The 26,069-nt window shown below is 60.2% G+C and carries 18 protein-coding genes and 4 tRNA genes; 19 read left to right on the forward strand and 3 right to left on the reverse strand.

The features are described 5' to 3' along the window. Window positions 1-181 precede the first annotated feature (181 nt). The 11 genes from gltX (at window position 182) to ACMXYJ_RS11810 (ending at window position 9,119) form a co-directional block, all read left to right on the forward strand. Window positions 182-1,663 (forward strand): glutamate--tRNA ligase, encoded by a 1,482-nt coding sequence (gene gltX / locus ACMXYJ_RS11760; RefSeq protein ID WP_415759943.1) that lies wholly within the window; start codon window positions 182-184, stop codon window positions 1,661-1,663. A 190-nt stretch (window positions 1,664-1,853) separates the two neighbouring features. Continuing rightward, window positions 1,854-1,929, forward strand: a tRNA-Ala gene (locus ACMXYJ_RS11765). Window positions 1,930-2,008: 79 nt separating this feature from the next. Beyond that, window positions 2,009-2,084, forward strand: a tRNA-Glu gene (locus ACMXYJ_RS11770). A gap of 53 nt (window positions 2,085-2,137) precedes the next feature. After that, window positions 2,138-2,213: transfer RNA gene (locus tag ACMXYJ_RS11775), tRNA-Ala, on the forward strand. 80 nt (window positions 2,214-2,293) lie between these two features. Then, window positions 2,294-2,369: transfer RNA gene (locus ACMXYJ_RS11780), tRNA-Glu, on the forward strand. A gap of 183 nt (window positions 2,370-2,552) precedes the next feature. Then, the gene (locus ACMXYJ_RS11785) at window positions 2,553-3,092 is read left to right on the forward strand and encodes a TetR/AcrR family transcriptional regulator (protein ID WP_008151286.1); all 540 of its coding nucleotides are present in this window, start codon (window positions 2,553-2,555) and stop codon (window positions 3,090-3,092) included. 31 nt (window positions 3,093-3,123) lie between these two features. After that, window positions 3,124-3,957, forward strand: coding sequence for an alpha/beta fold hydrolase (locus ACMXYJ_RS11790; protein WP_415759944.1), 834 nt, complete (start codon window positions 3,124-3,126; stop codon window positions 3,955-3,957). Between the two features lie 48 nt (window positions 3,958-4,005). Continuing rightward, entirely contained in the window at window positions 4,006-4,455 is a 450-nt protein-coding gene (locus tag ACMXYJ_RS11795) for an acyl-CoA thioesterase (protein WP_415759945.1), read from the forward strand. Window positions 4,456-4,621: 166 nt separating this feature from the next. Next, on the forward strand, window positions 4,622-5,569 hold the full coding sequence (locus tag ACMXYJ_RS11800; protein WP_415759946.1) for a tRNA dihydrouridine synthase: 948 nt from the start codon (window positions 4,622-4,624) through the stop codon (window positions 5,567-5,569). A gap of 188 nt (window positions 5,570-5,757) precedes the next feature. Then, window positions 5,758-6,453, forward strand: a complete 696-nt coding sequence (locus ACMXYJ_RS11805) for a DUF1266 domain-containing protein (RefSeq protein ID WP_415759947.1) — start codon at window positions 5,758-5,760, stop codon at window positions 6,451-6,453. After that, window positions 6,450-9,119: a DUF805 domain-containing protein gene (locus ACMXYJ_RS11810; RefSeq protein WP_415759948.1), complete on the forward strand. Its 2,670-nt coding sequence runs from the start codon at window positions 6,450-6,452 to the stop codon at window positions 9,117-9,119. Before ACMXYJ_RS11805 ends, ACMXYJ_RS11810 begins: the two co-directional genes overlap by 4 nt. Here the strand turns inward: ACMXYJ_RS11810 and ACMXYJ_RS11815 are convergent. From ACMXYJ_RS11815 to ACMXYJ_RS11825, 3 genes are all read right to left on the reverse strand, one after another. Next, on the reverse strand, window positions 9,116-10,807 hold the full coding sequence (locus tag ACMXYJ_RS11815) for an Hsp70 family protein (RefSeq protein WP_415759949.1): 1,692 nt from the start codon (window positions 10,805-10,807) through the stop codon (window positions 9,116-9,118). The genes ACMXYJ_RS11810 and ACMXYJ_RS11815 overlap by 4 nt on opposite strands. Before the next feature lie 121 nt (window positions 10,808-10,928). Beyond that, complete coding sequence (locus ACMXYJ_RS11820) at window positions 10,929-14,207, reverse strand: EAL domain-containing protein (protein WP_415759950.1); 3,279 nt, start codon at window positions 14,205-14,207, stop codon at window positions 10,929-10,931. Between the two features lie 65 nt (window positions 14,208-14,272). Further along, a complete protein-coding gene (locus ACMXYJ_RS11825; RefSeq protein ID WP_415759951.1) occupies window positions 14,273-15,163 on the reverse strand; it encodes a LysR family transcriptional regulator in 891 nt (296 codons plus the stop codon). Window positions 15,164-15,309: 146 nt separating this feature from the next. Between ACMXYJ_RS11825 and leuC the strand changes: the two genes are divergently transcribed. The 8 genes from leuC (at window position 15,310) to truA (ending at window position 26,060) form a co-directional block, all read left to right on the forward strand. Beyond that, window positions 15,310-16,728, forward strand: a complete 1,419-nt coding sequence (leuC, locus tag ACMXYJ_RS11830; protein WP_415759952.1) for a 3-isopropylmalate dehydratase large subunit — start codon at window positions 15,310-15,312, stop codon at window positions 16,726-16,728. 10 nt (window positions 16,729-16,738) lie between these two features. Further along, window positions 16,739-17,383 carry a 3-isopropylmalate dehydratase small subunit gene (gene leuD / locus ACMXYJ_RS11835; protein WP_074875228.1) on the forward strand — a complete coding sequence of 215 codons (645 nt, stop codon included), beginning with the start codon at window positions 16,739-16,741 and terminating at the stop codon, window positions 17,381-17,383. 137 nt (window positions 17,384-17,520) lie between these two features. Continuing rightward, window positions 17,521-18,285, forward strand: coding sequence for a class I SAM-dependent methyltransferase (locus ACMXYJ_RS11840; RefSeq protein ID WP_415759954.1), 765 nt, complete (start codon window positions 17,521-17,523; stop codon window positions 18,283-18,285). 61 nt (window positions 18,286-18,346) lie between these two features. Continuing rightward, window positions 18,347-19,429, forward strand: a complete 1,083-nt coding sequence (gene leuB, locus ACMXYJ_RS11845; protein ID WP_415759956.1) for a 3-isopropylmalate dehydrogenase — start codon at window positions 18,347-18,349, stop codon at window positions 19,427-19,429. Between the two features lie 69 nt (window positions 19,430-19,498). Beyond that, entirely contained in the window at window positions 19,499-20,611 is a 1,113-nt protein-coding gene (asd, locus tag ACMXYJ_RS11850; RefSeq protein WP_415759957.1) for an aspartate-semialdehyde dehydrogenase, read from the forward strand. 227 nt (window positions 20,612-20,838) lie between these two features. Continuing rightward, the gene (locus tag ACMXYJ_RS11855) at window positions 20,839-21,849 is read left to right on the forward strand and encodes an aspartate-semialdehyde dehydrogenase (RefSeq protein WP_201186989.1); all 1,011 of its coding nucleotides are present in this window, start codon (window positions 20,839-20,841) and stop codon (window positions 21,847-21,849) included. Between the two features lie 208 nt (window positions 21,850-22,057). Beyond that, a complete protein-coding gene (locus ACMXYJ_RS11860; protein ID WP_415759959.1) occupies window positions 22,058-24,919 on the forward strand; it encodes a FimV/HubP family polar landmark protein in 2,862 nt (953 codons plus the stop codon). Between the two features lie 316 nt (window positions 24,920-25,235). Beyond that, window positions 25,236-26,060 carry a tRNA pseudouridine(38-40) synthase TruA gene (gene truA, locus ACMXYJ_RS11865; RefSeq protein WP_046047735.1) on the forward strand — a complete coding sequence of 275 codons (825 nt, stop codon included), beginning with the start codon at window positions 25,236-25,238 and terminating at the stop codon, window positions 26,058-26,060. Window positions 26,061-26,069 lie beyond the last annotated feature (9 nt).

The raw sequence follows: 26,069 nt of genomic DNA on the forward strand, positions 1-26,069 counted from the left end.
AGTGGTCAAATCTGGCATACAGCGAATGATGGGTAAATGCCACCGGCTGATAATCGGCCATTCACCAAGGCTGGAGCGCGTTGTAGACGCAACCTTGGCTTAAATGCCCTGCTCACTGGAGCCGGGCGGGCAACGCCTGTTACCATTCGCCCTTTGTTTTATCTTCATTTCGAGACTTGCCATGACCACCGTCCGCACTCGCATCGCGCCATCGCCTACCGGGGATCCCCACGTAGGTACCGCTTACATCGCTTTGTTCAACTACTGCTTTGCCAAGCAGCACGGCGGTGAGTTCATCCTGCGGATCGAAGACACCGACCAATTGCGCTCGACCCGCGAGTCCGAACAACAGATTTTCGACGCCCTGCGCTGGTTGGGTATCGACTGGAGCGAAGGCCCGGACGTTGGCGGCCCGCACGGTCCTTACCGTCAGAGCGAGCGTGGCGACATCTATCAGAAGTACTGCCAGCAGCTGGTCGAGATGGGCCACGCTTTCCCGTGCTTCTGCACCGCCGAAGAGCTGGACCAGATGCGCGCCGAGCAAATGGCCCGCGGCGAAACCCCGCGTTACGACGGCCGCGCGCTGTTGCTGTCCAAGGAAGAAGTCGATCGTCGCCTGGCCGCCGGCGAGCCGCACGTGATCCGCATGAAAGTGCCGAGCGAAGGCGTTTGCGTCGTTCCAGACATGCTGCGTGGCGACGTCGAGATCCCGTGGGATCGCATGGACATGCAAGTGCTGATGAAGACCGACGGTCTGCCGACGTACTTCCTGGCCAACGTGGTCGACGACCACCTGATGGGCATCACTCACGTGCTGCGCGGCGAAGAATGGCTGCCGTCGGCGCCAAAACTGATCCTGCTCTACGAATACTTCGGCTGGGAACAACCAGAGCTGTGCTACATGCCGCTGCTGCGTAACCCGGACAAGAGCAAGCTGTCCAAACGCAAGAACCCGACCTCGGTGACGTTCTACGAGCGCATGGGTTTAATGCCGGAAGCGATGCTCAATTACCTCGGTCGTATGGGCTGGTCGATGCCGGACGAGCGCGAGAAGTTCTCGCTGCAGGAAATGGTCGATAACTTCGACCTGAGCCGCGTCTCCCTCGGCGGGCCGATTTTTGACGTCGAGAAGCTGTCGTGGCTCAACGGCCAATGGCTGCGTGACCTGCCGGTGGAAGAGTTCGCTTCGCGCCTGCAAACATGGGCGCTGAACCCGGAATACATGATGAAGATCGCGCCGCACGTGCAGGGTCGGGTTGAAACCTTCAGCCAGGTTGCACCGCTGGCCGGTTTCTTCTTTGCCGGTGGCGTGAATCCGGACGCCAAGCTGTTTGAATCCAAAAAGCTGTCGGGCGATCAGGTCCGTCAGTTGATGCAGTTGATTTTGTGGAAGCTGGAAAGCCTGCGTCAGTGGGAGAAAGACAGCATCACCGCAACGATTCAAGCGGTGGTCGAATCCCTGGAACTGAAGCTGCGTGACGCCATGCCACTGATGTTTGCCGCGATCACTGGCCAGGCCAGTTCGGTGTCGGTGCTCGATGCGATGGAAATCCTTGGCCCGGACCTGACCCGTTTCCGTCTGCGCCAGGCGATCGACCTGCTGGGCGGCGTGTCGAAGAAGGAAAACAAGGAGTGGGAAAAACTCTTGGGCAATATCGCCTAAACAGCGTTTGACTCTGTAGGAGTTGCCGAAGGCTGCGATCTTTTGATCTCGATCTTCGGCGCTTCTCCCGAATTTACGGGGGGAGGGCGGTAAGTGATTGTTATGTCGGCAAAAAACTTTGAAATATTTTAAAAATAAGTTTGACAGCCTTCCGATGCGCCATTAAGATTCGCCCCGTCCTCAGCGATGAGGGGCTATAGCTCAGCTGGGAGAGCGCTTGCATGGCATGCAAGAGGTCGACGGTTCGATCCCGTCTAGCTCCACCAATTTACACTTCAAGGTCTGGCCACACCGGCCTTGAAGCGATCAACACTCAGTGTTGATCTGTTGTATAGAAGGGTTTGCGTCCCCTTCGTCTAGTGGCCTAGGACACCGCCCTTTCACGGCGGTAACAGGGGTTCGAGTCCCCTAGGGGACGCCAGTTTTACAGAAGCGATGTTGCAAGATGTCGCTCCGCCGCGAGGCGAAAAATCCGGGGCTTTAGCTCAGCTGGGAGAGCGCCTGCATGGCATGCAGGAGGTCAGCGGTTCGATCCCGCTAAGCTCCACCAATTTTACAGTTCAAGGTCTGGCCACACCGGCCTTGAATCGATCAGCTCTCAGCACTGATCAGTTGTATAGAAGGTTTTGCGTCCCCTTCGTCTAGTGGCCTAGGACACCGCCCTTTCACGGCGGTAACAGGGGTTCGAGTCCCCTAGGGGACGCCACGATTACCCGCTCTGCGGGATTTTATAAGGGTCATTCAATTATTGAATGGCCCTTTTGTTTGTCTGGCGTTTGGCCAAATCCCCTAATTCTTTCAAACTGTTCTTCAGACCAGCGGTCACATCCACGACTTGCGTAAAATTATTATGAGAATAATATTCTAGTCGTAATATTCGGAGGCAACGATGAACGATAAAAAAGCTCAAACCCGCGAACGCATCCTCAAGGCTGCCAGCGCAGCGCTGATTCAGCGCGGCCCGGCCGAACCGAGCGTGGGCGAAGTGATGGGCGCGGCCGGCCTGACTGTCGGCGGCTTCTATGCGCACTTCGAAAGCAAGGACGCGATGATGCTGGAAGCGTTCAAGCAACTGCTCGGTCATCGCCGTGGCTTGATCGCCGACATGGATGCCGAATTGACTGGCGAAGAGCGTCGTGCGCTGGTTGCTGCGTTTTATCTGTCACGCAAACACCGTGATTCCTCTGATTCAGCCTGCCCGATTCCGGCTTCTGTCGGTGAGCTGGGCCGTCTGCCGGACGCGTTTCGCGTGGCGTTGAATGAGCATGTGGAAATGATGGTCGCGCAGTTGGCGGCCAGCCCGGAAGACACCGATAAAGCTTTGGCCGACATGGCCTTGATGGTCGGTGGTTTGGCTTTGGCTCGCGCGTTGGGGCCAGGAGAGTTGTCCGATCGATTGCTGCGCGCCGCCAAGTCTGCGGTGCTGTGACCTAAAGGCATTAGCCTGAGGAGTGAGAGCGATGAGCACGTTGAAGTGGGTTCGTGGCGTTAATGGCACCTTGGGCTGGTTCGCACCGAAACTGGTCGCGAGCAAAATGCGACTGGCATTCATGACGCCGCGGGAACTGCCGCCGCGTGATTGGGAATTGCCGCTGCTGGCGAAGTCCGAGCGAATCACCCTGCGCTTCGGCCTCTCGGCGCTGCGTTGGGGGCAAGGCCCCGCGGTGTTGCTGATGCACGGTTGGGAAGGCCGGCCGACGCAGTTTGCCAGCCTCATCACCGCGCTGGTCGATGCCGGTTACACCGTGGTTGCGCTGGACGGCCCAGCTCACGGTCGTTCGCCGGGCAACGAAGCGAACGTCGTGCTGTTTGCCCGAGCCATGCTTGAAGCCGCTGCCGAGTTACCGCCGCTGCAAGCTGTCATCGGTCACTCGATGGGTGGCGCCAGTGCCATGCTCGCCGTTCAGTTGGGCTTGCGCACCGAAACCCTGGTCACTATCGCTGCCCCTGCGCGGATTCTCGGCGTGTTGCGCGGTTTCGCACGCTATGTGCGGCTGCCACCGAAAGCCCGTTCAGCGTTCATTCGTCAGGTCGAAAGAGACGTCGGCATGCGCGCTGCGGCGCTGGATGTTGCGCACTATCAGCTCGACATGCCGGGCCTGATCGTTCACGCCGAAGATGACTGCTTTGTTCCGGTCAAGGAATCGCAGCTGATCAACGAGGCCTGGTTCGACAGCCGTTTACTGCGCTTGGAGGAGGGTGGTCATCAACGGGTGCTGGCTGACCCTCGGGTGATTGAAGGCGTTCTTTCGCTGTTGTCCGGTCGCAGTCTGCAATCGCGCCAATCGGCCTGAGCATCCGTTACACTGCCCCGGTGAAAATTTTCTGACCGGGAGTGGGGCATGGGCTGGGATCGGGCAACGCCATTTATCATTGATCTGGAAGTGGGCGCAGAGGACATCGATGGGTTGGGTCACGCGAACAACGCAGTGTACGTGACCTGGCTCGAGCGCTGTGCCTGGCGCCACTCCCAGCGCCTTGGCCTGGACCTGGTCGAATATCGTCGACTGGATCGGGCGATGGCGGTGGTGCGGCACGAGATCGACTACCTGGCGGCCGCCTATGAAGGCGATGAGTTGCAATTGGCGACCTGGATCGTCGATTGGGACCAGCGTCTGAAAATGACCCGCCACTTCCAGTTGAAGCGACCGAGTGACAACACCACGTTGCTGCGGGCGCAAACCACCTTCGTTTGCATCGAACTGTCGACCGGCAAGCCCAAGCGCATGCCGGCGGAGTTCATCGAGGGCTATGGCCCCGCGTTGCAGATGTTGGAGACGACCAAAATCTAAATGTGGGAGCGGGCTTGCTCGCGAAAGCGGTGTGTCAGTCACATCAATGTTGGATGTGCCGCCGCCTTCGCTAGCAAGCCCGCTCCCACAGTTGATCTGCGATGTTCTGCAGATTTTTCGCGCAATCCAGTAAACTGCCGCACGTTTTTCGTTGAGTGTGTTTTTCATGCAAATTGCTTTGGCGCCCATGGAGGGGTTGGTCGACAACATCCTGCGGGACGTGCTGACCCGTGTGGGCGGTATCGATTGGTGCGTGACCGAGTTCATTCGGATCAACGATCAACTGCTCACGCCTGCCTATTACCACAAGTTCGGCCCGGAGCTGTTGACCGGCGCCCGCACCGCATCCGGCGTGCCGCTGCGGGTGCAGCTGCTCGGTTCCGATCCGGTATGCCTGGCGGAAAACGCTGCGCTGGCCTGCGAACTGGGTTCCGAGGTCATCGACCTGAATTTCGGCTGCCCGGCCAAGACCGTCAACAAATCTCGCGGTGGTGCAGTACTGCTCAAAGAACCTGAGCTGCTGAACCAGATCGTCGAACATGTCCGTCGCGCCGTTCCGGCGCACATTCCGGTGACTGCCAAGATGCGCCTCGGTTTCGACAGCCCGGACGGTGCACTGGTGTGTGCCACGGCCCTGGCCGAAGGTGGCGCGGCGCACATCGTGGTTCATGCGCGGACCAAAACTGACGGCTACAAGCCGCCAGCCCATTGGGAATGGATCCCCCGGGTGCAGGATGTGGTCAAGGTTCCAGTGTTTGCCAACGGCGACATCTGGAGCGTCGAAGACTGGCGTCGCTGCCGCGAAATCAGCGGCGTCGAGGACATCATGCTCGGCCGCGGCCTGGTGTCGCGCCCGGACCTGGCACGGCAAATCGCAATGGCGCGGGCCGGTGAGGACGTCGTCGAGATGACCTGGGCCGAGCTGTTGCCGCTGATTCAGGACTTCTGGCTGCAAGCCAAGGCGCAGATGACAGCACGCCAATCGCCAGGTCGCCTGAAGCAGTGGCTGGCGATGCTGACCCGCAATTACCCTGAAGCGGTTGAGCTGTTCACCGTGCTGCGTCGAGAGACCGAACTGGATCAGGTCTCGCGTTTACTGGGTCTGCAGCACTGAGTCATTCGAAGACACACATTCGTCTGAGCAGGCTGTAATCCGCTGAATGAAGGCCCCGACTCGTCGGGGCCTTTTTGTTACGGCGAAAAAAACAGGCATGCGAGCTTTGCCGCCTTGCGACGGTTTCTCTACAATCCACGCCAGTTTGCCGACTCCCATTCTGCTTGGTCGGCCCGGAGCTTTTTTTCATGGACGAGATACAACAGCGTTGGCTGTATGCGCTTTCTGCGCCTTTGGTTGCCCTTAATCCCGATGCCGATTACACCGCCCCCACGTATTGCTTCGACCTCAAACACGTCGATGTCGAAGGTGGGTGGGGCATCACTTCGCGGCCAGAACTGTTGGAAATGCTGCGCACGGCGGATACCGGTCACGCCACACGGTTGAACGAAGCCTATCGCCAGTGGGAGCGGTGCCTGCCTTCCGAGTGGCATGCGTTGATCGAGGGGCTCGATACCCGTCAGCGGGCCTTTTATGAACTGGCCAGCCGCACGTTCGGAGAGTGCGGGCCGGGTGGCATACGCGCCTGGGACATCGGACGCATGGGCTTTCTGCTACGTAGCGCGGTGCTTCATGGCTGGATCGATCTGACCGAGAGCCTCTGGCTGCACGGCCGCATGGCGGCGCGCGCACGGTATTACTACGACAGCTGGACGACCTACCTGAACGCTTTTATGGTCGGAAAGGCCTTCTGGAGTTGCCTGGGTAATGCCGACGAGCGGTTGACCCACGAGTACGACCGCCAGGGCGACTACCCGGGTAACACCGTCATCCCTGAAAAAATCGACCGCGATGCCCGTGCGCTTTTCGCGCAACTGCCTTGGGACATGCCTCTGCACCTGCCGGAACGCCCGGATACTTTAGGGGAGTTCGACTGGTCATGAGTTGCTGGATTCGCTTGGGTATTGAGCCTACCAAAGACAACGACGCCATTCGCGGAGCCTATCGCGCGCGCTTGCCGCAGCATCACCCCGAGACCGATCCGGAAGGCTTTCAAGCCCTGCGTGAGGCCTATGAAGTGGCTTTACGCTTTGCTCGCGAGGAAGACGTTGATAGCGAAGCATCGCTCGTTGCCGGGCAGAGTGCTGCCGACCAGGTGTTGGTGCGCTTCGAAGCGTTGCTGCTCGACGCGACGCGACGCTTCAATCCGCAGGCCTGGCAAGCGTTCAATCTCGACCTCGATCAAGTGTCGCTAGAGACGCTGGATGAGGTGTGTTGGGCTTTGCTGAGGCAGTTGATCGACGCCGGGCCGATTTCTCACACTTGCGCGCGTTTGCTGGCGCAACGTATGGGTTGGGCAAGCCGGATGTTGGACTTGGCGTTCGAGAATGCCCAGCAGGTCGATGAGTTTCTCCAGCGAATCGATGCACCGGATCCGTTCGACACATCGCTGATGGCCCAATGGTCGGCGTCCGCGCAACTGGAAACCCTCTGGTACGTGCGCACCCTCAATTACCTGCACCACAATGAACCGCTGGCCGATTACAAACATTTCGCAAGCCTTCACACCTGTTTGCCGCTGCCCGCTGACGACAGCCTGCTACAACGTTTGGCCGTGCAGTTCAGTCAGGCCGGAATTGGCAACAAGGATTTTCTCGACATCGTGAGCGAACAGCATCGCCTGGCGCCGCAGAATGTCGACTGGCTTTATTTGGTTGCGTGCCAGCGCAGTGCGCTAGGGCTTGAGGAGCTGGCCTTGCAAGCCTGGGTGCGGCTCTGGAACGAGCATCAGCATCCGAAGGCCGCAACCTGGTTGCTGGAGCTCTGCGCTCGCCACCAACCGTTACGTTTGCCGTTGCTGATACAGGCCTTTGATCGTCTGGAAAACTTTCGCGACTGGTCCCATGACCTCAGCGATGTCACCCAGGAGTACGGCAGCCCGTCTCAACGTCCGGAGACTCTGGCTCGCTGGTTCCACGCCAGGCAACTTGACCTTGTCGGCATTGCGGCGGCCTTCGTCGGATGGCGCATCAGTGGCGACGAATTGCCTTTACTGGCGTGGCTGCTCGAAGAGAGTGACGACCCGCAGCTGCAGACGCTGTACCAACATGCGTGGGCGTTACACCGTGGCGACGTGCCTTTGCTGCAGCGGATGCTGGACGCGCCTGAAAGCCCGGACGTGCTCGACGCGCTGGTATTACAAGGGTTCAAGTATCAGGCCGAACAGCAAATATGCTGGTTGACTCAGGCGCCGATTCCGTTGGCGCTGAAGGCGTTTATCGACTGTCAGTCCGCGCAGCCGGTGCTCGCGCCGGAACTGCAAAAGGGCGAGCCGCGTGAGCTCAGCCTGCTGTGGATGCGTCGTTTGCGATCCTACGACGCTCGAGCATTGGCACGGCTAAATGAGGCATTCGCGCTGGGCAAGCAAGACTCGGTGCTTAGCGGCGTGTGCCTGCAAGCCCAATTGGCCGAGCAGGGCCTGCTGCTGCCCGCCATGGCGACTCAGCGTGATGTTTGGGACTGGCATCGTCAGGCGCTGTACTTGCTGGCAACCCTCGATCAACCGCAGCGTTGGCTGGGCGCGCAATCGGCCGCCTGCGTGGACTCGATGGATGTTCCGCGCGACCATCCGCTGGCTCGTTTGCAGCCGTTGTTGCGCCGATTGAATCGTGAGCAGGGCAGCCTGAGTGGTTTGCTCGGCTGGCTGCAAGCGGCGGATCCGGTTCATGCCTTGCTTGCCCGGCAACTGCTTGGCGTCCAGGAAGCACTCGACAGCACACAGTTGCTGGCCAATGACCGTTTGTTCGAGTGCATGCGCAGCGACATCCACGCGTTCGACGACGATCTGCTAGGCCGGATGCTGTTGTGTGGCGTGCTGTACCAGGACCCGCTGCTCGATGCCGAGCAGCGTGGCTATTTGCTCGGCAGAATTTCCGCCGTCACCAATCCTGAAGAGTGGTTCGACGGATTTCGCGACGGCTTGATTAAAGGTGAGCCGACGCGGCCGCCACGCTCGTCGCTGGAAGACAGCGAAGGGATCGACAGCGAGGCGTTTTACCTTGCCCTCGATGCACTCAAGGGCTTGGCGCGTTATGGCAGTGCCGGGGTGCCGCGCGGGAAGGTTTTGCAGCGTATGCAGCGGGCCAAGGATGATCCTGCTCACGGGCTGGGTTTGCGGTTCGCCTTCAGTGCGTTGCTGTCCTGGAGTGAGCGCCTGCTGCTGGCCAAAGCCGACAGCCGCCCCGCGCCATCCGCGGCTTTCTGGCGTTTAGGCACGCGACTGGGGCGCTCGGCATTTGTCGGACAGGTGCTGGGATGCATGCTGATCACCCTTGTGGCGATGATATTCAGCGGCACCCCTGCTGTATTGTTGCTGGGCGTTGCGTTTCTACTCAGTGCCGTATTAAGGCGCCTGCATGACCTCGGTCGCGGCATTCCCACGTTGCTGATTTGCTGCTGCCTGGCGCCGGCGTTGCCGTTTCTGCCGCTGGTGTTGTTCGGCTTTCCCGGTGACAAACTGCCCAACCGCTATGGCGTACCACCGGACGGCGCGGGTGAGGACACACTGCCCGGTGGTTTGCAGGCCACCCTGCGGCGGCTCAATGGTTAAAGGCGAAGTTGGTCCAGCGCCTTATTGAGTTGTGAGCGATGGCTGGCAATCTCCACGGATTGCTGGCCACCGAGCACGGAGGTAAACGCATCCAGCCAGCCGGCAATTTGTTCACGCTCATCGCCCAGGCTTTGCATCCAGGCACGCTCCAGTCGCGCCAGCAGGGTGCGATTGGGCAGCGCATCGCGCGGGTGAATTTTCAGGGCAGTGAGCCGTTCATGGCTGTTCTGCCGTGATTGCTGATCAAGCCCGGTGGGACTGCGGTCGATGCTGTGGCTGTGACGTTCACCGCTGGCCAGCAAGGTCACATCGACTTCGAGCAAACCATTGATGTCATAGCTGAAGCGTACATCCAGGGCTTGCGTCTGGTCGCCGGGTGTCACGGGTACGTCGAAGGTATCGATGAAAATATTGTCCCGTACCCACGGCCGTTCACCCTGATAGACCGCGATGCGGATAAACGCCTGCTGTGGATGCGTCGTGTAGAAGCGTTGCACCCGGGAGGTCGGGATCACGGTGTTGCGCTCAATGATGGGAGAGAAGGCGCCGCTGACGTCTTCACCGCGATTCGTCGAGATACCCAGCGTGTAGGGGCAGACGTCGGTCAGGATCAGTTCCTCGATGGCGCCATCGCGGGCCTTGCACGCGGCTTGGGTGGCCGCCCCGAGCGCGACAATCGTGTCCGGGTCGAGGTGGCGATAAGGCAGGCGCCCGAAGAGTGTGGCAACCATTTGCTGCACCACGGGCATCCGCGTGGCGCCACCGACCAGCACCAGGCTGTCGAGGTCCCTGGGCTTCAGTCGGGCATCGCGCAGGGCCTGTTCGATGGGGGCGCGTAACCGGGCCAACAGCGGTTCCCAGATTTTCAGCGCCGCGGCTTCATCCAGTGACCATTCGCGCAACTCGCCGGCACCGTTCCAGCTCAGTTGCTGCGCGCCTTCTGTGAGTTTGCATTTGAGTTGCTCAAGCGCATCGCCGAGGCTGGCCATGCCTTGGGCATCAATCATTTGTGTCGTGAGCTGCCAGTCTTTCAGGCAGGCCTGTATCAACGCCGCGGTGAAGTCTTCGCCGCCGAGGAAGTTGTCCCCGGTGGAGGCATGGACCTCGATCAGCGGCAAAGCGTATTCCAGTACCGTGACATCAAAGGTGCCACCGCCCAGATCGAAAATCAGCGTGCGCTCGAACTTTTGCTCGTGCAGCCCATAAGCCATGGCGGCGGCGGTAGGTTCATTGATCAAGCGCGACACTGCCAGGCCCGCCAGTTCAGCGGCAAACAGCGTGCGCTTGCGTTGCTCGTCACTGAAGTAGGCCGGCACCGAGATCACCGCCTCGTGTACCGGGTGGCCCAGCCAGGCTTCGGCATCCTGCTTGAGTGAACCGATCACCAGTGCCGACAGTTCCTCCGGACTGAATTGCCGACCGCCCAATTCGAACTGCTTGTCACTGCCCATGAAACGCTTGAACGCCGCCACCGTGCGTTCCGGATGGGTCGTCAGGCGGGCGCGTGCCGCGTTGCCAACCAGAATGCTGTCGTCCTCATCGAGGCTGACTACGGAAGGGGTGAGGAATTCGCCGAGGGCGTTGGGAATCAACTGTGCCCGACCTTCCTGCCAAACGGCGATCAGGCTATTGGTGGTCCCAAGATCGATACCCAGCAAGGCCGGGCGGGGGAGGGTTGCATCCTGCATGATTGATCTCTTTGAGGCGGTGTAAAAAAACGCGACCCTACAGGTTGAACAAAAAACTGGCAATTGCCCAGGTCAACGCCTCCAAGTAGCAGCAGCCTCGCAGGCTCGGCAGCTGCTAGCGTTATTTGAGGAGCTTTTGGAAGTCCTCCACTGGCAGCGGCGGACTGTGCAGATACCCCTGATAGAAATGGCAACCCAGCCCCTGCAAGAATTCCAGCTGCTCCGGCGTCTCGACCCCTTCGGCAATCACTTTCAATTCCAGGCTGCGGGCCATGGCAACGATGGCGCGGATGATCTCGGCGTCGTTGGGGTCGGTGGTGGCGTCGCGGATGAACGATTGGTCGATTTTCAGGGTGTCGACCGGCAGACGTTTGAGGTAAGTCAGCGAGGAATAACCAGTGCCGAAATCGTCCATGGCGAAACTCACACCGAGTTTTTTCAGGCTACGCATTTTGTTGATGGTGTCTTCCAGGTTCTGGATCACGATGCCTTCGGTGATTTCCAGTTTCAGCAGCGAGCAGGGCAGACCGTGGCTGGCGAGGCTGTGTTCGATGCGTTCGACGAAGTCGTTTTGGCGAAATTGCCGCGGGCTGATGTTCACGCACAGGCTGAAGTCCAGTGGATCGACCAGGCCCTTGGCGATCAGTTGTTTGAAGGCGCTGCAGGCTTCGTCGACGATCCAGGTACCCACTTCCAGAATCAGTCCGCTGTCCTCCAGCACCTTGATGAACTCGGTGGGCGATTGCGCGCCGAGGTCCGGATGGTTCCAGCGCACCAGCGCCTCGGCACCGACGATGCGGTCGTTCCGGGCGTCCACCTGAGGCTGGTAGTGCACGCGGAATTCACCCCGGGAAAGGGCCAGGCGCAGGTCGGTTTCCATGCGCAAGCGTTCGCTCGCCGCCTTCTGCATGGTGTTGTGGTACATCTGCGCGGTGTTGCGGCCCGAATCCTTGGCCCGGTAGAGGGCGATGTCGGCGCGTTTGAGCAGGTCGGTCGGGGTCGAACCGTGATCGGGAATCAGCGCGATGCCGATGCTCGGGGTCACTTGCAGGCGTTGTCCGTCGAGGAACATCGGCTCCGACAGCAACTCACGCAAGGTGTCCGCCAGTTGCAGGACTTGCTCGCTGACCTCGTTGCGCGAGCCTTCGAGTCCGCTGAGCAGCACCACGAATTCGTCACCGCCCAAACGCGCGACGGTGTCTTCCATGCGCACGCTGGCTTCGAGGCGCGCGGTGATGATTTTCAGCACGGTATCGCCCACCGGATGACCGAGCGAATCATTGATGTGCTTGAAGTGATCAAGGTCGAGAAACATCAGGGCGCCGCGCAGGTTGTGGCGCTTGAGCAGGGCGATCTGCTGACTCAGGCGATCCATCAGCAGGGCGCGGTTGGGCAGGTTGGTCAGCGGGTCGTGGTAGGCCAGGTGACGGATCTGCGCTTCGGCGTTTTTCAGCAGGCTGACGTCCCGCGCGGTCAGCAGCAGGCAGGCGGTTTCGTTGAGGGTAATCGGTTCTATCGAAACTTCGACGGTCAGCAACTCGCCGCGTTTATTGCGCCCGAGCATTTCCTGGTGATGCACCCGGCCCTTGAGCTGGAGTTCGGCGAGCAGCGCCGAACGTTGTTTTTCCTCGGCCCAGATGCCGACCTGATACACCGTGCGCCCAACCACTTCATCGGCGCGGTAGCCGGTCAGGCGGCAAAAGCCATCGTTAACCTCCAGATAACGCCCGGTGTCGCGCTCGGTGATGGTGATCGCGTCGGGGCTGGAGTGGAAGGCCTTGGCGAACTTCTCTTCGCTGGCCTTGAGCGCAGCTTCCGAGCGTTGCTGCTGAGTGATATCGCGCAGGGTGGTGACAATGCACGGCTGGTCGCCGACGCTGATCTGGCGGCTGGAAATCACGCAGGTCAGGGCTTGCCCGTCTTTGTGCTGAACGAGGATCGCCACGTTGTTCAGACCCTGTTCGCGGATGACCTGCTCGATCCGTCGCAGGCTTTGCGCCGTAGCATCCCATAGACCGATTTCGTCGGCGCCGCGGCCAATCACATCGGCGGCGCTCCAGCCGAAGGTCTGGGTGAAGCTGGAGTTGATCTCGATAAAGTGGCCGGTGTCCTGACGGGTCACGCAAATCGGGTCCGGGCTGACCTGGAACAGGGTGGCGAACTTCTCTTCGGACGCCACCAGCAGCTGTTCCCGCTCCACCTGATCGGTGATGTCAAGCAGCGTGCCGGCCATGCGCAGCGGGGCACCGTTTTCATCGCGATAGAGTCGGGCGCGGCTTTCCAGGTAGCGCGAGCTGCCGTCCAGCAGTTGCACGCGGTAGGTCAGTTGATAATTGCCGGCCGGGCCTTCTCGCAAGCTGCGATAGGCGTCACGCATGGTGCCGCGTTCTTCGTCGGGCACACCTTCGAAAAACTCGTCGAAGGATTCATGGAAGGGTATGGCTTCCAGCCCATGTAACTGGGCGGCGCGTGCCGAGCCGTACAGCATGCCGCTGGGAATGTGCCAGTCCCAGGTGCCGAGTTGCGCTGAGTCCAGTGCCAGGTCTAGGCGCTCCTGGCTATCTTTCAGGGCATGTTCGGCGGCTTTGCGTTCGGTGGTGTCGAGGAACGTACTCAGCAGATAAGGCTGGCCCTCGAGTTCGACTTTTTGCGCGCTGAGGATGCCGTCGTGGACCTGGCCGTTGCTGGCACGAAATTGCACCTCCATGTTGATCAGTTCGCCCTTGGCCTTGGTGGCTTTGACGAGTTGCGCCCGTTGCTCAGGATGCACCCAGAGGCCCAGTTCCAGGGTGGTGCGACCGATGGCGTCCTGTACTGGCCAGCCAAACAGGCTTTCGAAATACTGGTTGGCTTCGCTGATCAGGCCGTCTTCCTGGCGAGTCAGCAGGACCATGTTCGGACACAGGTGGAACAGCGTGGCGAAGCGTTTTTCCGAGCTGCTCAACGCCTGTTCGCGCTGGCGCTGGTGGGTGATTTCACGGATGACGCCAATCATGCGTGGCCGGCCGTGTTTGTCCGGTAGCAGGCTGCCGTTGATCTCCAGCCAGTGCAGGCTGCCGTCGGGCCAGCGGATGCGGTGATGCATCGCCTGTTCCAGCGGGGCGCCGGCGATCACCGCGTCGAAGGCGCGAATGGTTTTCGCCCGATCCTCTGGCGGCAGCAAGTCGAGGTATTCCAGATCCGCCGGCAGCGGTTGCCGGGGATCGAAGCCGAACAATGCCTGAGTCCCCCGAGACCAACTGATCTGCCCGCGCTCGATGTCCCAATACCAGGCGCCCAAACGTGCACCGTTGAGGGCGGCCAGCAATTGTGGGGCGCTTTCCCAGCTCTGCTCGGACCGTTTTGGGTCAAGCGCCTGTATACGCGGCATCGTCGGAATACGGTCAACAGATTTCGGCATTGGCAAGCCTTGGCTGAGTGGGGTGTCAGGTTCAGTGACCTGAGGCTCTATAGACGTAGCACAGCTTAGCCGAGAGTCCCTGGCAGATCGATTTGAGCATCCAGCAAGGCCATGAAGGCTCGCGCCGCATTCGACAGCGTCCTTTCTGTGTGCAGGATATAGCCTAGCTGGCGAGTGAGTTGTATGCCTGGTAAAGGTATTCGCGCAACCTGATCATCCAGCATCGTGCGCGGCAACACGCTCCAGGCCAGGCCGATCGAGACCATCATTTTGATGGTTTCAAGATAATTCGTGCTCATGGCGATGTTCGGCGTCAGGCCTTGAGCTTCGAACAGACGCTGGACGATGTGGTGGGTAAAGGTGTTGCCGCCGGGGAAAACCGCCGGGTGCAGGGCAATGTCCGCCAGGCTGACCGGGCCGTGGCTGATCAGCGAGTGCTCCGGGGCGACCACGAAGTCCAGCGGGTCGTCCCACACCGGCGTGGCCTTGACCAGTGCGTGGGGCTCCGGCGCCAGGGTGATGACCGCCAGTTCGGCGCGGCCATGGAGGATTTCTTCGTAGGCCACTTCCGAATCGAGGAACTGAATATCCAGCGCCACTTGCGGGTAACGTCGGGTGAACTCCCTTAATAAGGGGGGCAAGCGGTGCAGGCCGATGTGGTGACTGGTGGCCAGGGTCAGGCGGCCGGACACTTCGCCGGTCAGGTTGGTCAGGGCGCGACGGGTGTCGTCCAGCACATTCAGAATCTGATAGGCCCGCGGCAGCAAGGCACGTCCGGCCTCGGTCAGGCTGACTTCACGGCCCAGGCGATCGAACAGGCGCACCTTCAATTGCTGCTCCAGCCCGGCGATACGCTTGCTGATGGCCGGTTGCGTCAGGTGCAGCCGTTCGCCAGCGCCGGAGAAGCTGCCGGTCTCGGCAATCGCGATAAAAGCATTGAGGTTGGCGAGGTCCATTGCGGTATTCCAGTTGGTTATCCAAAGCATGAAAAATATGAATTTGAGTTATTTAATGTAACCCCCTAGGATCGACCTCACAACCCAAGGGGTTATTGAATCTCTCAAGATCCAGGGCATAGAAACACGCTGATGAGGACCGTCTGATGGCCGGCAAAACGCTTTACGACAAGCTTTGGGATTCCCATGAAGTGAAACGGCGCGACGATGGGTCGTCGCTGATCTATATCGACCGCCACATCATCCATGAAGTGACCTCGCCCCAAGCTTTCGAAGGCCTGCGTCTGGCCGGGCGCAAGCCTTGGCGCGTCGACTCGATCATCGCCACCCCGGACCACAACGTACCGACCACTCCTGATCGCAAGGGCGGCATCGAAGCGATTACCGACCAGGTCTCTCGCTTGCAGGTTCAGACCCTCGATGACTACTGCGACGAATATGGCATCACTGAATTCAAAATGAATGACGTGCGTCAGGGCATCGTTCACGTGATCGGTCCGGAGCAGGGTGCCACCTTGCCGGGCATGACCGTGGTCTGCGGCGATTCGCACACCTCGACTCACGGCGCGTTTGGCGCATTGGCCCACGGCATCGGGACTTCCGAGGTCGAGCACGTGTTCGCCACGCAGTGCCTGGTCGCCAAGAAAATGAAAAACATGCTGGTGTCGGTAGAAGGCGAACTGCCGTTCGGCGTGACCGCCAAGGACATCGTGCTCGCGGTGATCGGCAAAATCGGCACCGCCGGCGGTAACGGCCACGCCATCGAGTTCGCCGGCAGCGCCATTCGCGACTTGTCCGTCGAAGGCCGCATGACCATCTGCAACATGTCCATTGAAGCCGGCGCGCGTGTTGGCCTGGTGGCTGCCGACGAAAAAACCGTGGCTTACGTCAAGGGCCGTCCATTTGCCCCGAAAGGCGCGGAATGGGACATGGCGGTCGAAGCCTGGAAAGACCTGGTGTCCGACGCCGATGCGGTGTTCGACACCGTCGTCGAGCTCGACGCTACTCAAATCAAACCTCAAGTCAGCTGGGGCACTTCGCCCGAGATGGTCCTGGCGGTTGATCAGAACGTGCCGGACCCTGCGAAGGAAATGGACCTGGTCAAACGCGGTTCCATCGAACGCGCCTTGAAATACATGGGTTTGAGCGCCAATCAGGCGATCACCGATATTCAACTGGACCGCGTATTCATTGGTTCCTGCACCAACTCGCGGATCGAAGACTTGCGCGCTGCGGCGGTGATCGCCAAGGGCCGTAAAGTCGCTTCGACCATCAAGCAAGCCATCGTGGTGCCGGGCTCGGGCCTGGTGAAGGCGCAAGCCGAGGCCGAAGGTCTGGACAAGATTTTCCTCGAAGCCGGTTTCGAGTGGCGTGAACCGGGTTGCTCGATGTGCCTGGCGATGAACCCGGACCGTTTGGAGTCGGGCGAGCATTGCGCTTCGACTTCCAACCGCAACTTCGAAGGGCGTCAGGGCGCCGGTGGCCGTACGCACCTGGTCAGCCCGGCCATGGCCGCGGCGGCTGCCGTCCACGGTCGTTTCATCGACGTTCGCGAACTGATCTGAGGAACCGCACATGAGAGCTTTTACCCAACACACCGGTTTGGTCGCGCCATTGGATCGTGCCAACGTCGACACCGACCAGATCATTCCGAAGCAGTTCTTGAAGTCGATCAAACGCACCGGTTTTGGTCCGAACCTGTTTGACGAATGGCGCTACCTGGACGTGGGCTATGCCTACCAGGACAACTCCAAGCGTCCGTTGAACAAGGATTTCGTGCTCAACGCCGAACGTTATCAAGGCGCCAGCGTGCTGCTGGCCCGCGAGAACTTCGGTTGCGGCTCCAGCCGTGAACACGCGCCGTGGGCGCTGGAAGAGTACGGTTTTCGCAGCATCATCGCGCCGAGCTACGCCGACATTTTCTACAACAACAGCTTCAAGAACGGCTTGCTGCCGATCATCTTGACCGACGCTGAAGTGGATGAGCTGTTCCAGCAAGTCGAGGCGAATCCTGGTTACGAGTTGACGGTCGACTTGCAAGCCCAGACCGTCACCCGGCCTGATGGCAAGGTCTACAAATTCGAATTGGACGAGTTCCGTAAGCACTGCCTGGTGAATGGCCTCGATGATATTGGTCTGACATTGATGGATCACGAGGCGATTGCGGCGTTTGAAGCCAAACACCGTGCGAGCCAGCCGTGGTTGTTTCGCGACGTTTGATTGATCCGGGATTTACATAGGCAGGACGGGCCTCTTCGCGAGCAGGCTCGCTCCCACATTTGAAATGCATTCCCCTGTGGGAGCGAGCCTGCTCGCGATGACGGCAGCCCAGACAACACAAATACCAGGACATTACGATGACCAGCACCGCCCACAGTCAGGTTGTACAAAAGCAATTCGGTGAACAAGCCTCGGCCTATCTGAGCAGCGCCGTACACGCTCAGGGCACCGAATTTGCGCTGCTACAGGCTGAACTGGCAGGGCAGGGCGATGCTCGAGTGCTGGACCTGGGCTGCGGCGCAGGTCACGTGAGTTTTCACGTGGCCTCGCTGGTGAAAGAAGTGGTGGCCTACGATTTGTCGCAGCAGATGCTCGACGTGGTGGCCGGTGCATCCGTCGATCGCGGTCTGACCAACGTGTCTACCGTGCTGGGCGCCGCCGAGCGCCTGCCATTCGCCGATGGCGAATTCGATTTCGTCTTCAGCCGTTATTCGGCGCACCATTGGAGCGATCTCGGCCTGGCCTTGCGAGAGGTTCGCCGGGTACTGAAGCCGGGCGGCGTGGCGGCGTTCATCGACGTGTTGTCACCGGGCAGTCCGTTGTTCGACACTTACCTGCAAAGCGTTGAAGTGCTGCGCGACACCAGCCATGTGCGTGATTATTCCGCCGGTGAGTGGTTGCGTCAGGTCAGCGAAGCGGGGTTGCATACCCGCAGCACCACCCGTCAACGGCTGCGTCTGGAGTACACCTCCTGGGTCGAGCGCATGCGCACACCCGAGGTGATGCGCGCGGCAATCCTCGAGTTGCAGCAATCGATGGGCAATGAAGTACGCGAATATTTTGAGATTGAGGCCGATGGTTCGTTCAGTACCGACGTGCTGGTGCTGATGGCTGAAAGATAAGCGTCAAACGACTTTTTCCGGGCGTGCCCACGGGCGCACCGACTGATGACATGAGGAAAGCATGAGCAAGCAGATTCTGATTCTCCCAGGTGACGGTATTGGTCCGGAAATCATGGCCGAAGCGGTCAAGGTGCTGGAGCTGGCCAATGACAAGTACAGCCTGGGCTTCGAGCTGAGCCATGACGTGATCGGTGGCGCTGCCATCGACAAGCACGGCGTGCCGCTGGCTGACGAAACCCTGGACCGTGCACGCGCAGCCGACGCCGTACTGCTGGGTGCCGTGGGCGGCCCGAAATGGGACACCATCGAACGCGATATCCGCCCTGAGCGCGGCCTGCTGAAAATCCGTGCGCAACTGGGCCTGTTCGGCAACCTGCGTCCGGCGATCCTGTACCCGCAATTGGCCGAGGCTTCGAGCCTTAAGCCTGAAATCGTGGCTGGCCTGGACATCCTGATCGTCCGTGAACTGACCGGCGGTATCTACTTCGGCGCGCCACGTGGCGTGCGCACCCTGGAAAACGGCGAGCGTCAGGCTTACGACACGCTGCCGTACAGCGAAAGCGAAATCCGCCGCATCGCCCGTGTCGGTTTCGACATGGCCATGGTGCGCGGCAAGAAGCTGTGCTCGGTGGACAAGGCCAACGTACTGGCTTCCAGCCAACTGTGGCGTGAAATCGTCGAGCAAGTGGCCAAGGATTACCCTGAAGTCGAACTGAGCCACATGTACGTCGACAACGCCGCCATGCAGCTGGTGCGTGCACCGAAGCAATTTGACGTGATCGTCACTGACAACCTGTTCGGCGACATTCTTTCCGACCAGGCGTCGATGCTCACTGGCTCCATCGGCATGTTGCCGTCGGCGTCGCTGGATACCAACAACAAAGGCATGTACGAGCCGTGCCACGGTTCGGCGCCGGACATCGCTGGCAAAGGCATTGCCAACCCGTTGGCGACCATTCTGTCGGTGTCGATGATGCTGCGTTACAGCTTCAAACTGCAGGATGCGGCCGATGCGATCGAGAAGGCCGTCAGTCTGGTATTGGACCAGGGCCTGCGCACTGGCGACATCTGGTCGGCCGGTTGTACTAAAGTCGGTACGCAGGAAATGGGTGACGCAGTAGTCGCCGCGCTGCGGAATCTGTAATCTCTCGGGCCCGCTGCAACTTTCACTCTTGAAAGCAGCGGCCCACTTTTTAAAGAAGGTGTAGTTGCGATGAAACGTGTAGGTCTGATCGGTTGGCGCGGTATGGTCGGTTCCGTGCTCATGCAGCGGATGCTGGAAGAGCAGGATTTCGATCTTATTGAGCCGGTGTTTTTCACCACTTCCAATGTCGGTGGCCAAGGCCCGTCCGTGGGCAAGGACATTGCTCCGCTCAAGGACGCTTACAGCATTGATGAGCTGAAAACCCTCGACGTGATTCTGACCTGCCAGGGTGGCGACTACACCAGCGAAGTCTTCCCGAAGCTGCGCGAAGCCGGCTGGCAGGGTTACTGGATCGACGCCGCTTCCAGCCTGCGCATGCAGGATGACGCGGTGATCGTGCTGGACCCGGTGAACCGCAAGGTCATCGACCAGCAGCTCGATGCCGGCACCAAGAACTACATCGGCGGCAACTGCACCGTCAGCCTGATGTTGATGGGCCTGGGCGGTCTGTTTGAAGCCGGTCTGGTCGAGTGGATGAGCGCCATGACTTATCAGGCGGCTTCCGGTGCCGGCGCGCAGAACATGCGCGAACTGATCAAGCAAATGGGTGCGACCCACGCCGCTGTCGCCGATCAACTGGCCGACCCGGCCAGCGCGATCCTCGACATCGACCGCCGTGTGGCCGAAGCCATGCGCAGCGAAGCGTACCCGACCGAAAACTTCGGCGTACCGCTGGCCGGCAGCCTGATCCCGTGGATCGACAAAGAACTGCCGAACGGTCAGAGCCGCGAAGAATGGAAGGCCCAGGCCGAGACCAACAAGATCCTCGGTCGCTTCAAGAGCCCGATTCCGGTGGATGGCATCTGCGTGCGCATCGGCGCCATGCGCTGCCACAGCCAGGCGCTGACCATCAAACTGAACAAAGACGTGCCGATCGCCGATATCGAAGGGCTGATCAGCCAGCACAACCCTTGGGTCAAACTGGTGCCGAACAGCCGCGAAGCCAGCATTCAGGAACTGAGCCCGACGAAAGTCACCGGCACCCTGAACGTACCGGTCGGCCGTCTGCGTAAGCTGAACATGGGCACGCAGTACGTTGGCGCGTTCACCGTCGGCGACCAACTGCTGTGGGGCGCGGCTGAACCGCTGCGTCGCATGCTGCGGATCCTGCTTGAGCGTTGATCGATTGAAGTAATGAACGAACCCGTGCCTTGAAAGAGGTGCGGGTTTTTTCTTTTGGTATGTTCGTCGCCTGCAAAAAGATCGCAGCCTTCGGCAGCTCCTACATTGGCCGCGTGCAAACCTGATCTTGTAGGAGCTGCCGAAGGCTGCGATCTTTTGCTCTAAATTGCCGAACTGCCAACCACCCGGTAAAGTGCCGCTCCCCCCGTTTCGCCAGAGGTAGAACCATGAGCCAGTCCTTTGATATCGCCGTGATCGGCGCCACCGGTACTGTCGGCGAAACGCTCGTGCAGATTCTCGAAGAGCGCGACTTCCCGGTGGGCAATCTGCACCTGCTCGCCAGCAGCGAATCGGCCGGGCATTCGGTGCCGTTTCGCGGCAAGAACGTGCGGGTGCGGGAGGTCGATGAATTCGACTTCAGCAAGGTCCAGCTGGTGTTCTTCGCGGCCGGCCCGGCAGTAACCCTGAGTTTCGCTTCGCGTGCCACGGCCGCCGGTTGCTCGCTGATCGACCTGTCCGGCGCATTGCCGGCTGATCAGGCTCCACAAGTCGTGCCTGAAGCCAACGCGCAGGTGCTGGCCGGTTTGAAAAAACCGTTCCAGGTCAGCAGCCCAAGCCCTTCGGCCACCACACTGGCGGTAGTGCTGGCGCCGTTGCTCGGTTTGCTCGACCTGCAACGCATCAATTTGACCGCCAGCCTGGCCGTGTCTGCCCAGGGCCGCGAAGCCGTCACCGAGCTGGCACGGCAAACGGCCGAGTTGCTCAATGTGCGTCCGCTGGAGCCGACCTTCTTCGATCGGCAGATGGCCTTCAACCTGCTGGCGCAAGTGGGCAAGCCTGATGATCAGGGTCATACGCTGCTGGAAAAACGCCTGGTACGCGAGTTGCGTCAGGTCATGGCGCTACCTTTATTAAAGATTTCCGTCACTTGCATTCAAGCCCCGGTGTTTTTTGGCGATAGCTTTAACGTGACCTTGCAGTCATCGAGCGACATTGACCTGGCAAAAGTCAACGCCGCCCTGGAAGACGCGCCTGGTATCGAGCTGGTGGAAGCCGGCGATTACCCGACACCGGTAGGCGATGCGGTAGGGCAGGACGTGGTCTACGTTGGTCGGGTTCGCAACGGGATCGACGACCTGTCGGAACTAAATTTGTGGCTGACGTCAGATAACGTACGCAAAGGCGCAGCGCTCAATGCTGTGCAGGTGGCTGAATTGTTGATAAAAGACCTACTGTAAAAGATACTTGGCAACAATTTTGTCGAATGAATCCAGCCGGGCGCTATGCTTGGCGGGACTGCTGAAGGCGGGCTCCCTCCGGGGCTTTGCGTGGCATGAATGAAATGACCGCGCGCGACGACTCTTCGCCGCCGCGCGCAATGCCTTACGGCAGCGACTATCAACACCTTCTCGCTGGCCGAGGAATGTTCAAACAAAGGATGAGGCTATGGTTCAAGTTCGCAAACTGGTGTTAGCAATAGCGGCCGCCTCGGCGCTGTCCTCCGGTATGGCGCATGCCCTCGGGCTTGGGGAATTGACCCTGAAGTCGACGCTGAACCAGCCCCTGGTGGCAGAAATCGAGTTGCTCGACGTCAAGGACCTCACCGCTGCCGAAGTGGTGCCGAGCCTGGCTTCGCCCGAAGATTTCGCCAAGGCCGGTGTCGACCGCCAGGCGTTTCTCAATGACCTGACCTTTACCCCGGTGCTCAACGCCAGCGGTAAAAGCATCCTGCGTGTGACATCCAGCAAACCCCTTTCCGAACCCATGGTGAAATTCCTGGTTCAGGTGATGTGGCCCAACGGTCGCCTGCTGCGCGATTACAGCGTGCTGCTCGATCCGTCCAAATTCTCGCCGCAAACCGCTGATGCGGCTGCGCAGCCTGCACCGACGCAAACCGTCACCGCACCGGTGACCGGTGGCACCAAACCAACCCAATACACCACTGCGCCGCGCGATACCCTGTGGGAAATCGCCGAGAAGACGCGCGCTGGCGGCTCGGTCCAGCAAACCATGCTGGCCATCCAGGCGTTGAATCCGGATGCCTTTATCGACGGCAACATCAACCGGTTGAAAGCCGGTCAGGTGCTGCGTCTGCCGGATCAGGCACAGAGCACCAGCCTGCCGCAACCGAAAGCCATTGCTGAAGTCTCCGCGCAGAACACCGCGTGGCGTCAGGGGCGTCGCTACGTGGCGAAGCCCGGGACCGGACAGCAGCAGCTCGATGCCACCAAACGCGCTCGCGGCGAAGGCCCTTCGTCGCAAGCGGCGACAGACAAGCTGAGCCTGGTCTCCGCTGAGTCCGGCAAGGCCGGTGGCAAAGGCGCCGCGGGTGATGCCAAGAATTTGAGCAACAAGCTCGCCGTGACTCAGGAAAGCCTCGACACGACCCGTCGTGACAACGCCGAACTGAAAAGCCGCATGACCGATCTGCAAAGTCAGCTGGAAAAGCTGCAACGCCTGATCGAACTGAAGAACAATCAACTGGCCAAATTGCAGGCTGAAGGCGCCGCGGGTGCGCCGGCACCCGGTGCGACCGCTCCGGCAATGTCAGCCGAACTGGCGGCCAACCCTGCGACAACAACGCCTGCGGACGCGGCTCCGATTGCACCTGAGGCTGCTGCGCCTGAGGCCACTCCGGCTCCGGTCGAGCAGCCTGTCGAGCCGACGCCGGCAGCATCCGACGATCAGCAATTCAAAGAACTGCTGACCAATCCGTGGCTACTGGGTCTGGCAGGTGGCGGTGCCGTGGTGGCGCTGTTCCTGCTGCTGTTGCTGGCGCGTCGCCGCAAAGCCCAGCAAGAAGCCGAGAAGCATTTGCGCATGGCCCGCGACTTGGCCGAGGAGCAGGCGTTCTCCGCTGAACTCGACCTGCCAAAAGGCATCTTCGAAGACCTGGAAGTGCCGCCGCCGAGCGTGAAACTCGCTACCGCGCCAACTCCAACGCCACCGCCTGCACCAGCCCCGGCCCCCGCGCCGGTAATTGCTCCGGTTGTGGTAACGCCGCCGATCGCTGCGCCATTGGTTTCGCCTGCTGGCGAGCGTGATGACGACGTACTGAGCAAGGCGCAGTCGCACATCGCTGCCGGTCGTCTGAATCAGGCGGCTGCCTTGCTGGAAGACGGGATCAAGCAAGAGCCGCAACGCAGTGACCTGCGCCTCAAGCTGATGGAAGTCTACGGTCAGCAAGGCGACCGCGATGCATTCGTTGCCCAGGAACGCCAATTGGTGGCCAACGGTGACAACTTTGCTCAGGTCGAAAAACTCAAGAGCCGCTTCCCGGCCATGGCCATTGCGGCAGTCGGTGGTATTGCAGCCGCCGCAATCGCTGCCGAACTGGACGCACAATACGTCAAGGATTTGCTGCTGGACGAGCCTGAAGCGCCGACTGTGCCCGATGACTTCGACACTGCCTTCGATTTGAGCCTGGATGATCTGGAATCTGCCGCTCCGGCAGTGGTTGCGCCAGAGGCAGAAGCAGAGACCGATGACTTTGACACTGCCTTCGATTTGAGCCTGGATGATCTGGAAGCTGCCTCTCCGGCGGTGGTTGCACCAGAACCAGAACCAGAACCAGAACCAGAACCAGAAGCAGAGGTAAAGTCCGATGACCTCGACAGTGCTTTCGATTTGAGCCTGGATGATCTGGAAACTGCTTCTCCGGCAGTAGTTGCACCAGAGCCAGAGCCAGAAGCAGAGCCAGTGTCTGTGGCTGAGCTGGACGAGTTCCCGCTGGACGACGACCTGAGCTTTGAGTCGGTGTTGCAGCAGCAGACCGAGATCAAGGAAAACCTCGATGACCTGTCGGACTTCGACCTGGATATGGATCTCGGTGGGGATGCTTCGCCAGCGACCCTGGCCGAAGACGACTTCCTGCTGAGCCTGGATGACGGCGTCAAGGACCTGGATTTACCTGCCGCTGAAACGCCGGCTGTTCCCGAGGTAGCGCTGGACGATCTGGAGTTGCCAGCCGATTTCGACCTGTCGCTGGCTGATGAAATGGACGCGCCCGACGCTCCGGACGCGTTTGCCGCCGAACTGGAAGACGTCAACGCCGAGCTGGATCGTCTGTCCCAGAGTCTTGGCGAGCCGAGCTTCACGGCTGAAGACGCCATGGCCTCCGCAGCTGACGAGCCGGAATTCGATTTCCTTTCCGGCACTGACGAAGTCGCGACCAAACTCGATCTGGCCCAGGCCTACATCGATATGGGCGACGCCGACGGCGCCCGGGACATCCTCAATGAGGTGGTGACCGAGGGTAATGCCGGTCAGAAGAGCGAAGCCAAGGAAATGCTTTCGCGTCTGGCTTGAATGATCGGTAAGGCGTAAACAAAGCGGCAGCCCATTGAGGCTGCCGTTTTTTGTTTCAGCCGGTAGTGCGTTGGTGTCTGTCGGGCCGTCTTCGCGAGCAGGCTCGCTCCCACATTGAGTCTCTGGTATTCACAAAACCCCTGTGGGAGCGAGCCTGCTCGCGAAGAGGTCGGCACATTCAACATAATTCCCGATCCCGCAGGCCCCAAAAAACACACGCCTCTGGCGTCCCCGTCCGGCGGCCTTATAATGCCCGCCTTTGCGTACATCAGCAGGCTGTCACTCCTTGGCAAATATAGATAATCCGGCCGCCGAAATGGTGGCTGACGGCTTTTTCCGGATCGCGTTGGGCGTTGAATACAAAGGCTCGCGTTATCGCGGCTGGCAGCGCCAGGCTTCCGGCGTGCTCACGGTGCAGGAAACCCTCGAAAAGGCCTTGTCCAAAGTCGCGGACTCACCGGTGTCGCTGCTCTGCGCCGGGCGTACGGATGCCGGTGTGCATGCGTGCGGTCAGGTGGTGCATTTCGATACTCAGGTCGAGCGTTCGATGAAAGCCTGGGTCATGGGCGCCAATATCAATTTGCCCCACGACGTCAGTGTCAGCTGGGCCAAGGTCATGCCGGCGCATTTTCATGCGCGGTTCAAGGCGATTGCCCGGCGCTATCGCTACGTGATCTACAACGATCAGATCCGCCCGGCGCACCTGAACGAAGAAATCACCTGGAACCACCGTCCACTGGACGTTGAGCGCATGGCCGAGGCGGCGCAGTACCTGGTTGGCACTCACGATTTCAGCGCTTTCCGTGCCGGTCAGTGTCAGGCCAAGTCGCCGATCAAGGAGCTGCATCACCTGCGCGTCACGCGCCACGGCAAGATGATCGTGCTGGACATCCGCGCCAGCGCCTTCCTGCACCACATGGTGCGCAACATTGCTGGCGTGCTGATGACCATCGGTGCCGGCGAGCGTCCGGTGGAGTGGATGAAAGAGGTGCTGGAGAGCCGCATTCGCCGGTCCGGCGGGGTGACGGCGCATCCGTACGGCCTGTATCTGGTGCAGGTCGAGTACCGCGACGAGTTCGAATTGCCCGAGCGTTACATCGGGCCGCACTTCTTGACAGGCTTCTCGGAACTTGACGGCTGACGCCCTCGA

Origin of the sequence: Pseudomonas arabinosi (genome assembly GCF_047758675.1) — a bacterium.
GTDB lineage: Bacteria > Pseudomonadota > Gammaproteobacteria > Pseudomonadales > Pseudomonadaceae > Aquipseudomonas > Aquipseudomonas arabinosi.

Bases quoted from the DNA above. Each gene is read 5' to 3' on its own strand.
- asd (WP_415759957.1), top strand. From the start codon at position 19,499: ATGAAACGTGTAGGTCTGATCGGTTGGCGCGGTATGGTCGGTTCCGTG.
- gltX (WP_415759943.1), top strand. From the start codon at position 182: ATGACCACCGTCCGCACTCGCATCGCGCCATCGCCTACCGGGGATCCC.
- ACMXYJ_RS11800 (WP_415759946.1), top strand. From the start codon at position 4,622: ATGCAAATTGCTTTGGCGCCCATGGAGGGGTTGGTCGACAACATCCTG.
- leuB (WP_415759956.1), top strand. From the start codon at position 18,347: ATGAGCAAGCAGATTCTGATTCTCCCAGGTGACGGTATTGGTCCGGAA.
- ACMXYJ_RS11795 (WP_415759945.1), top strand. From the start codon at position 4,006: ATGGGCTGGGATCGGGCAACGCCATTTATCATTGATCTGGAAGTGGGC.
- ACMXYJ_RS11855 (WP_201186989.1), top strand. From the start codon at position 20,839: ATGAGCCAGTCCTTTGATATCGCCGTGATCGGCGCCACCGGTACTGTC.
- ACMXYJ_RS11840 (WP_415759954.1), top strand. From the start codon at position 17,521: ATGACCAGCACCGCCCACAGTCAGGTTGTACAAAAGCAATTCGGTGAA.
- ACMXYJ_RS11815 (WP_415759949.1), bottom strand. From the start codon at position 10,807: ATGCAGGATGCAACCCTCCCCCGCCCGGCCTTGCTGGGTATCGATCTT.
- ACMXYJ_RS11860 (WP_415759959.1), top strand. From the start codon at position 22,058: ATGGTTCAAGTTCGCAAACTGGTGTTAGCAATAGCGGCCGCCTCGGCG.
- ACMXYJ_RS11805 (WP_415759947.1), top strand. From the start codon at position 5,758: ATGGACGAGATACAACAGCGTTGGCTGTATGCGCTTTCTGCGCCTTTG.
- leuD (WP_074875228.1), top strand. From the start codon at position 16,739: ATGAGAGCTTTTACCCAACACACCGGTTTGGTCGCGCCATTGGATCGT.
- truA (WP_046047735.1), top strand. From the start codon at position 25,236: ATGGTGGCTGACGGCTTTTTCCGGATCGCGTTGGGCGTTGAATACAAA.
- ACMXYJ_RS11820 (WP_415759950.1), bottom strand. From the start codon at position 14,207: ATGCCGAAATCTGTTGACCGTATTCCGACGATGCCGCGTATACAGGCG.
- leuC (WP_415759952.1), top strand. From the start codon at position 15,310: ATGGCCGGCAAAACGCTTTACGACAAGCTTTGGGATTCCCATGAAGTG.
- ACMXYJ_RS11785 (WP_008151286.1), top strand. From the start codon at position 2,553: ATGAACGATAAAAAAGCTCAAACCCGCGAACGCATCCTCAAGGCTGCC.
- ACMXYJ_RS11810 (WP_415759948.1), top strand. From the start codon at position 6,450: ATGAGTTGCTGGATTCGCTTGGGTATTGAGCCTACCAAAGACAACGAC.
- ACMXYJ_RS11790 (WP_415759944.1), top strand. From the start codon at position 3,124: ATGAGCACGTTGAAGTGGGTTCGTGGCGTTAATGGCACCTTGGGCTGG.
- ACMXYJ_RS11825 (WP_415759951.1), bottom strand. From the start codon at position 15,163: ATGGACCTCGCCAACCTCAATGCTTTTATCGCGATTGCCGAGACCGGC.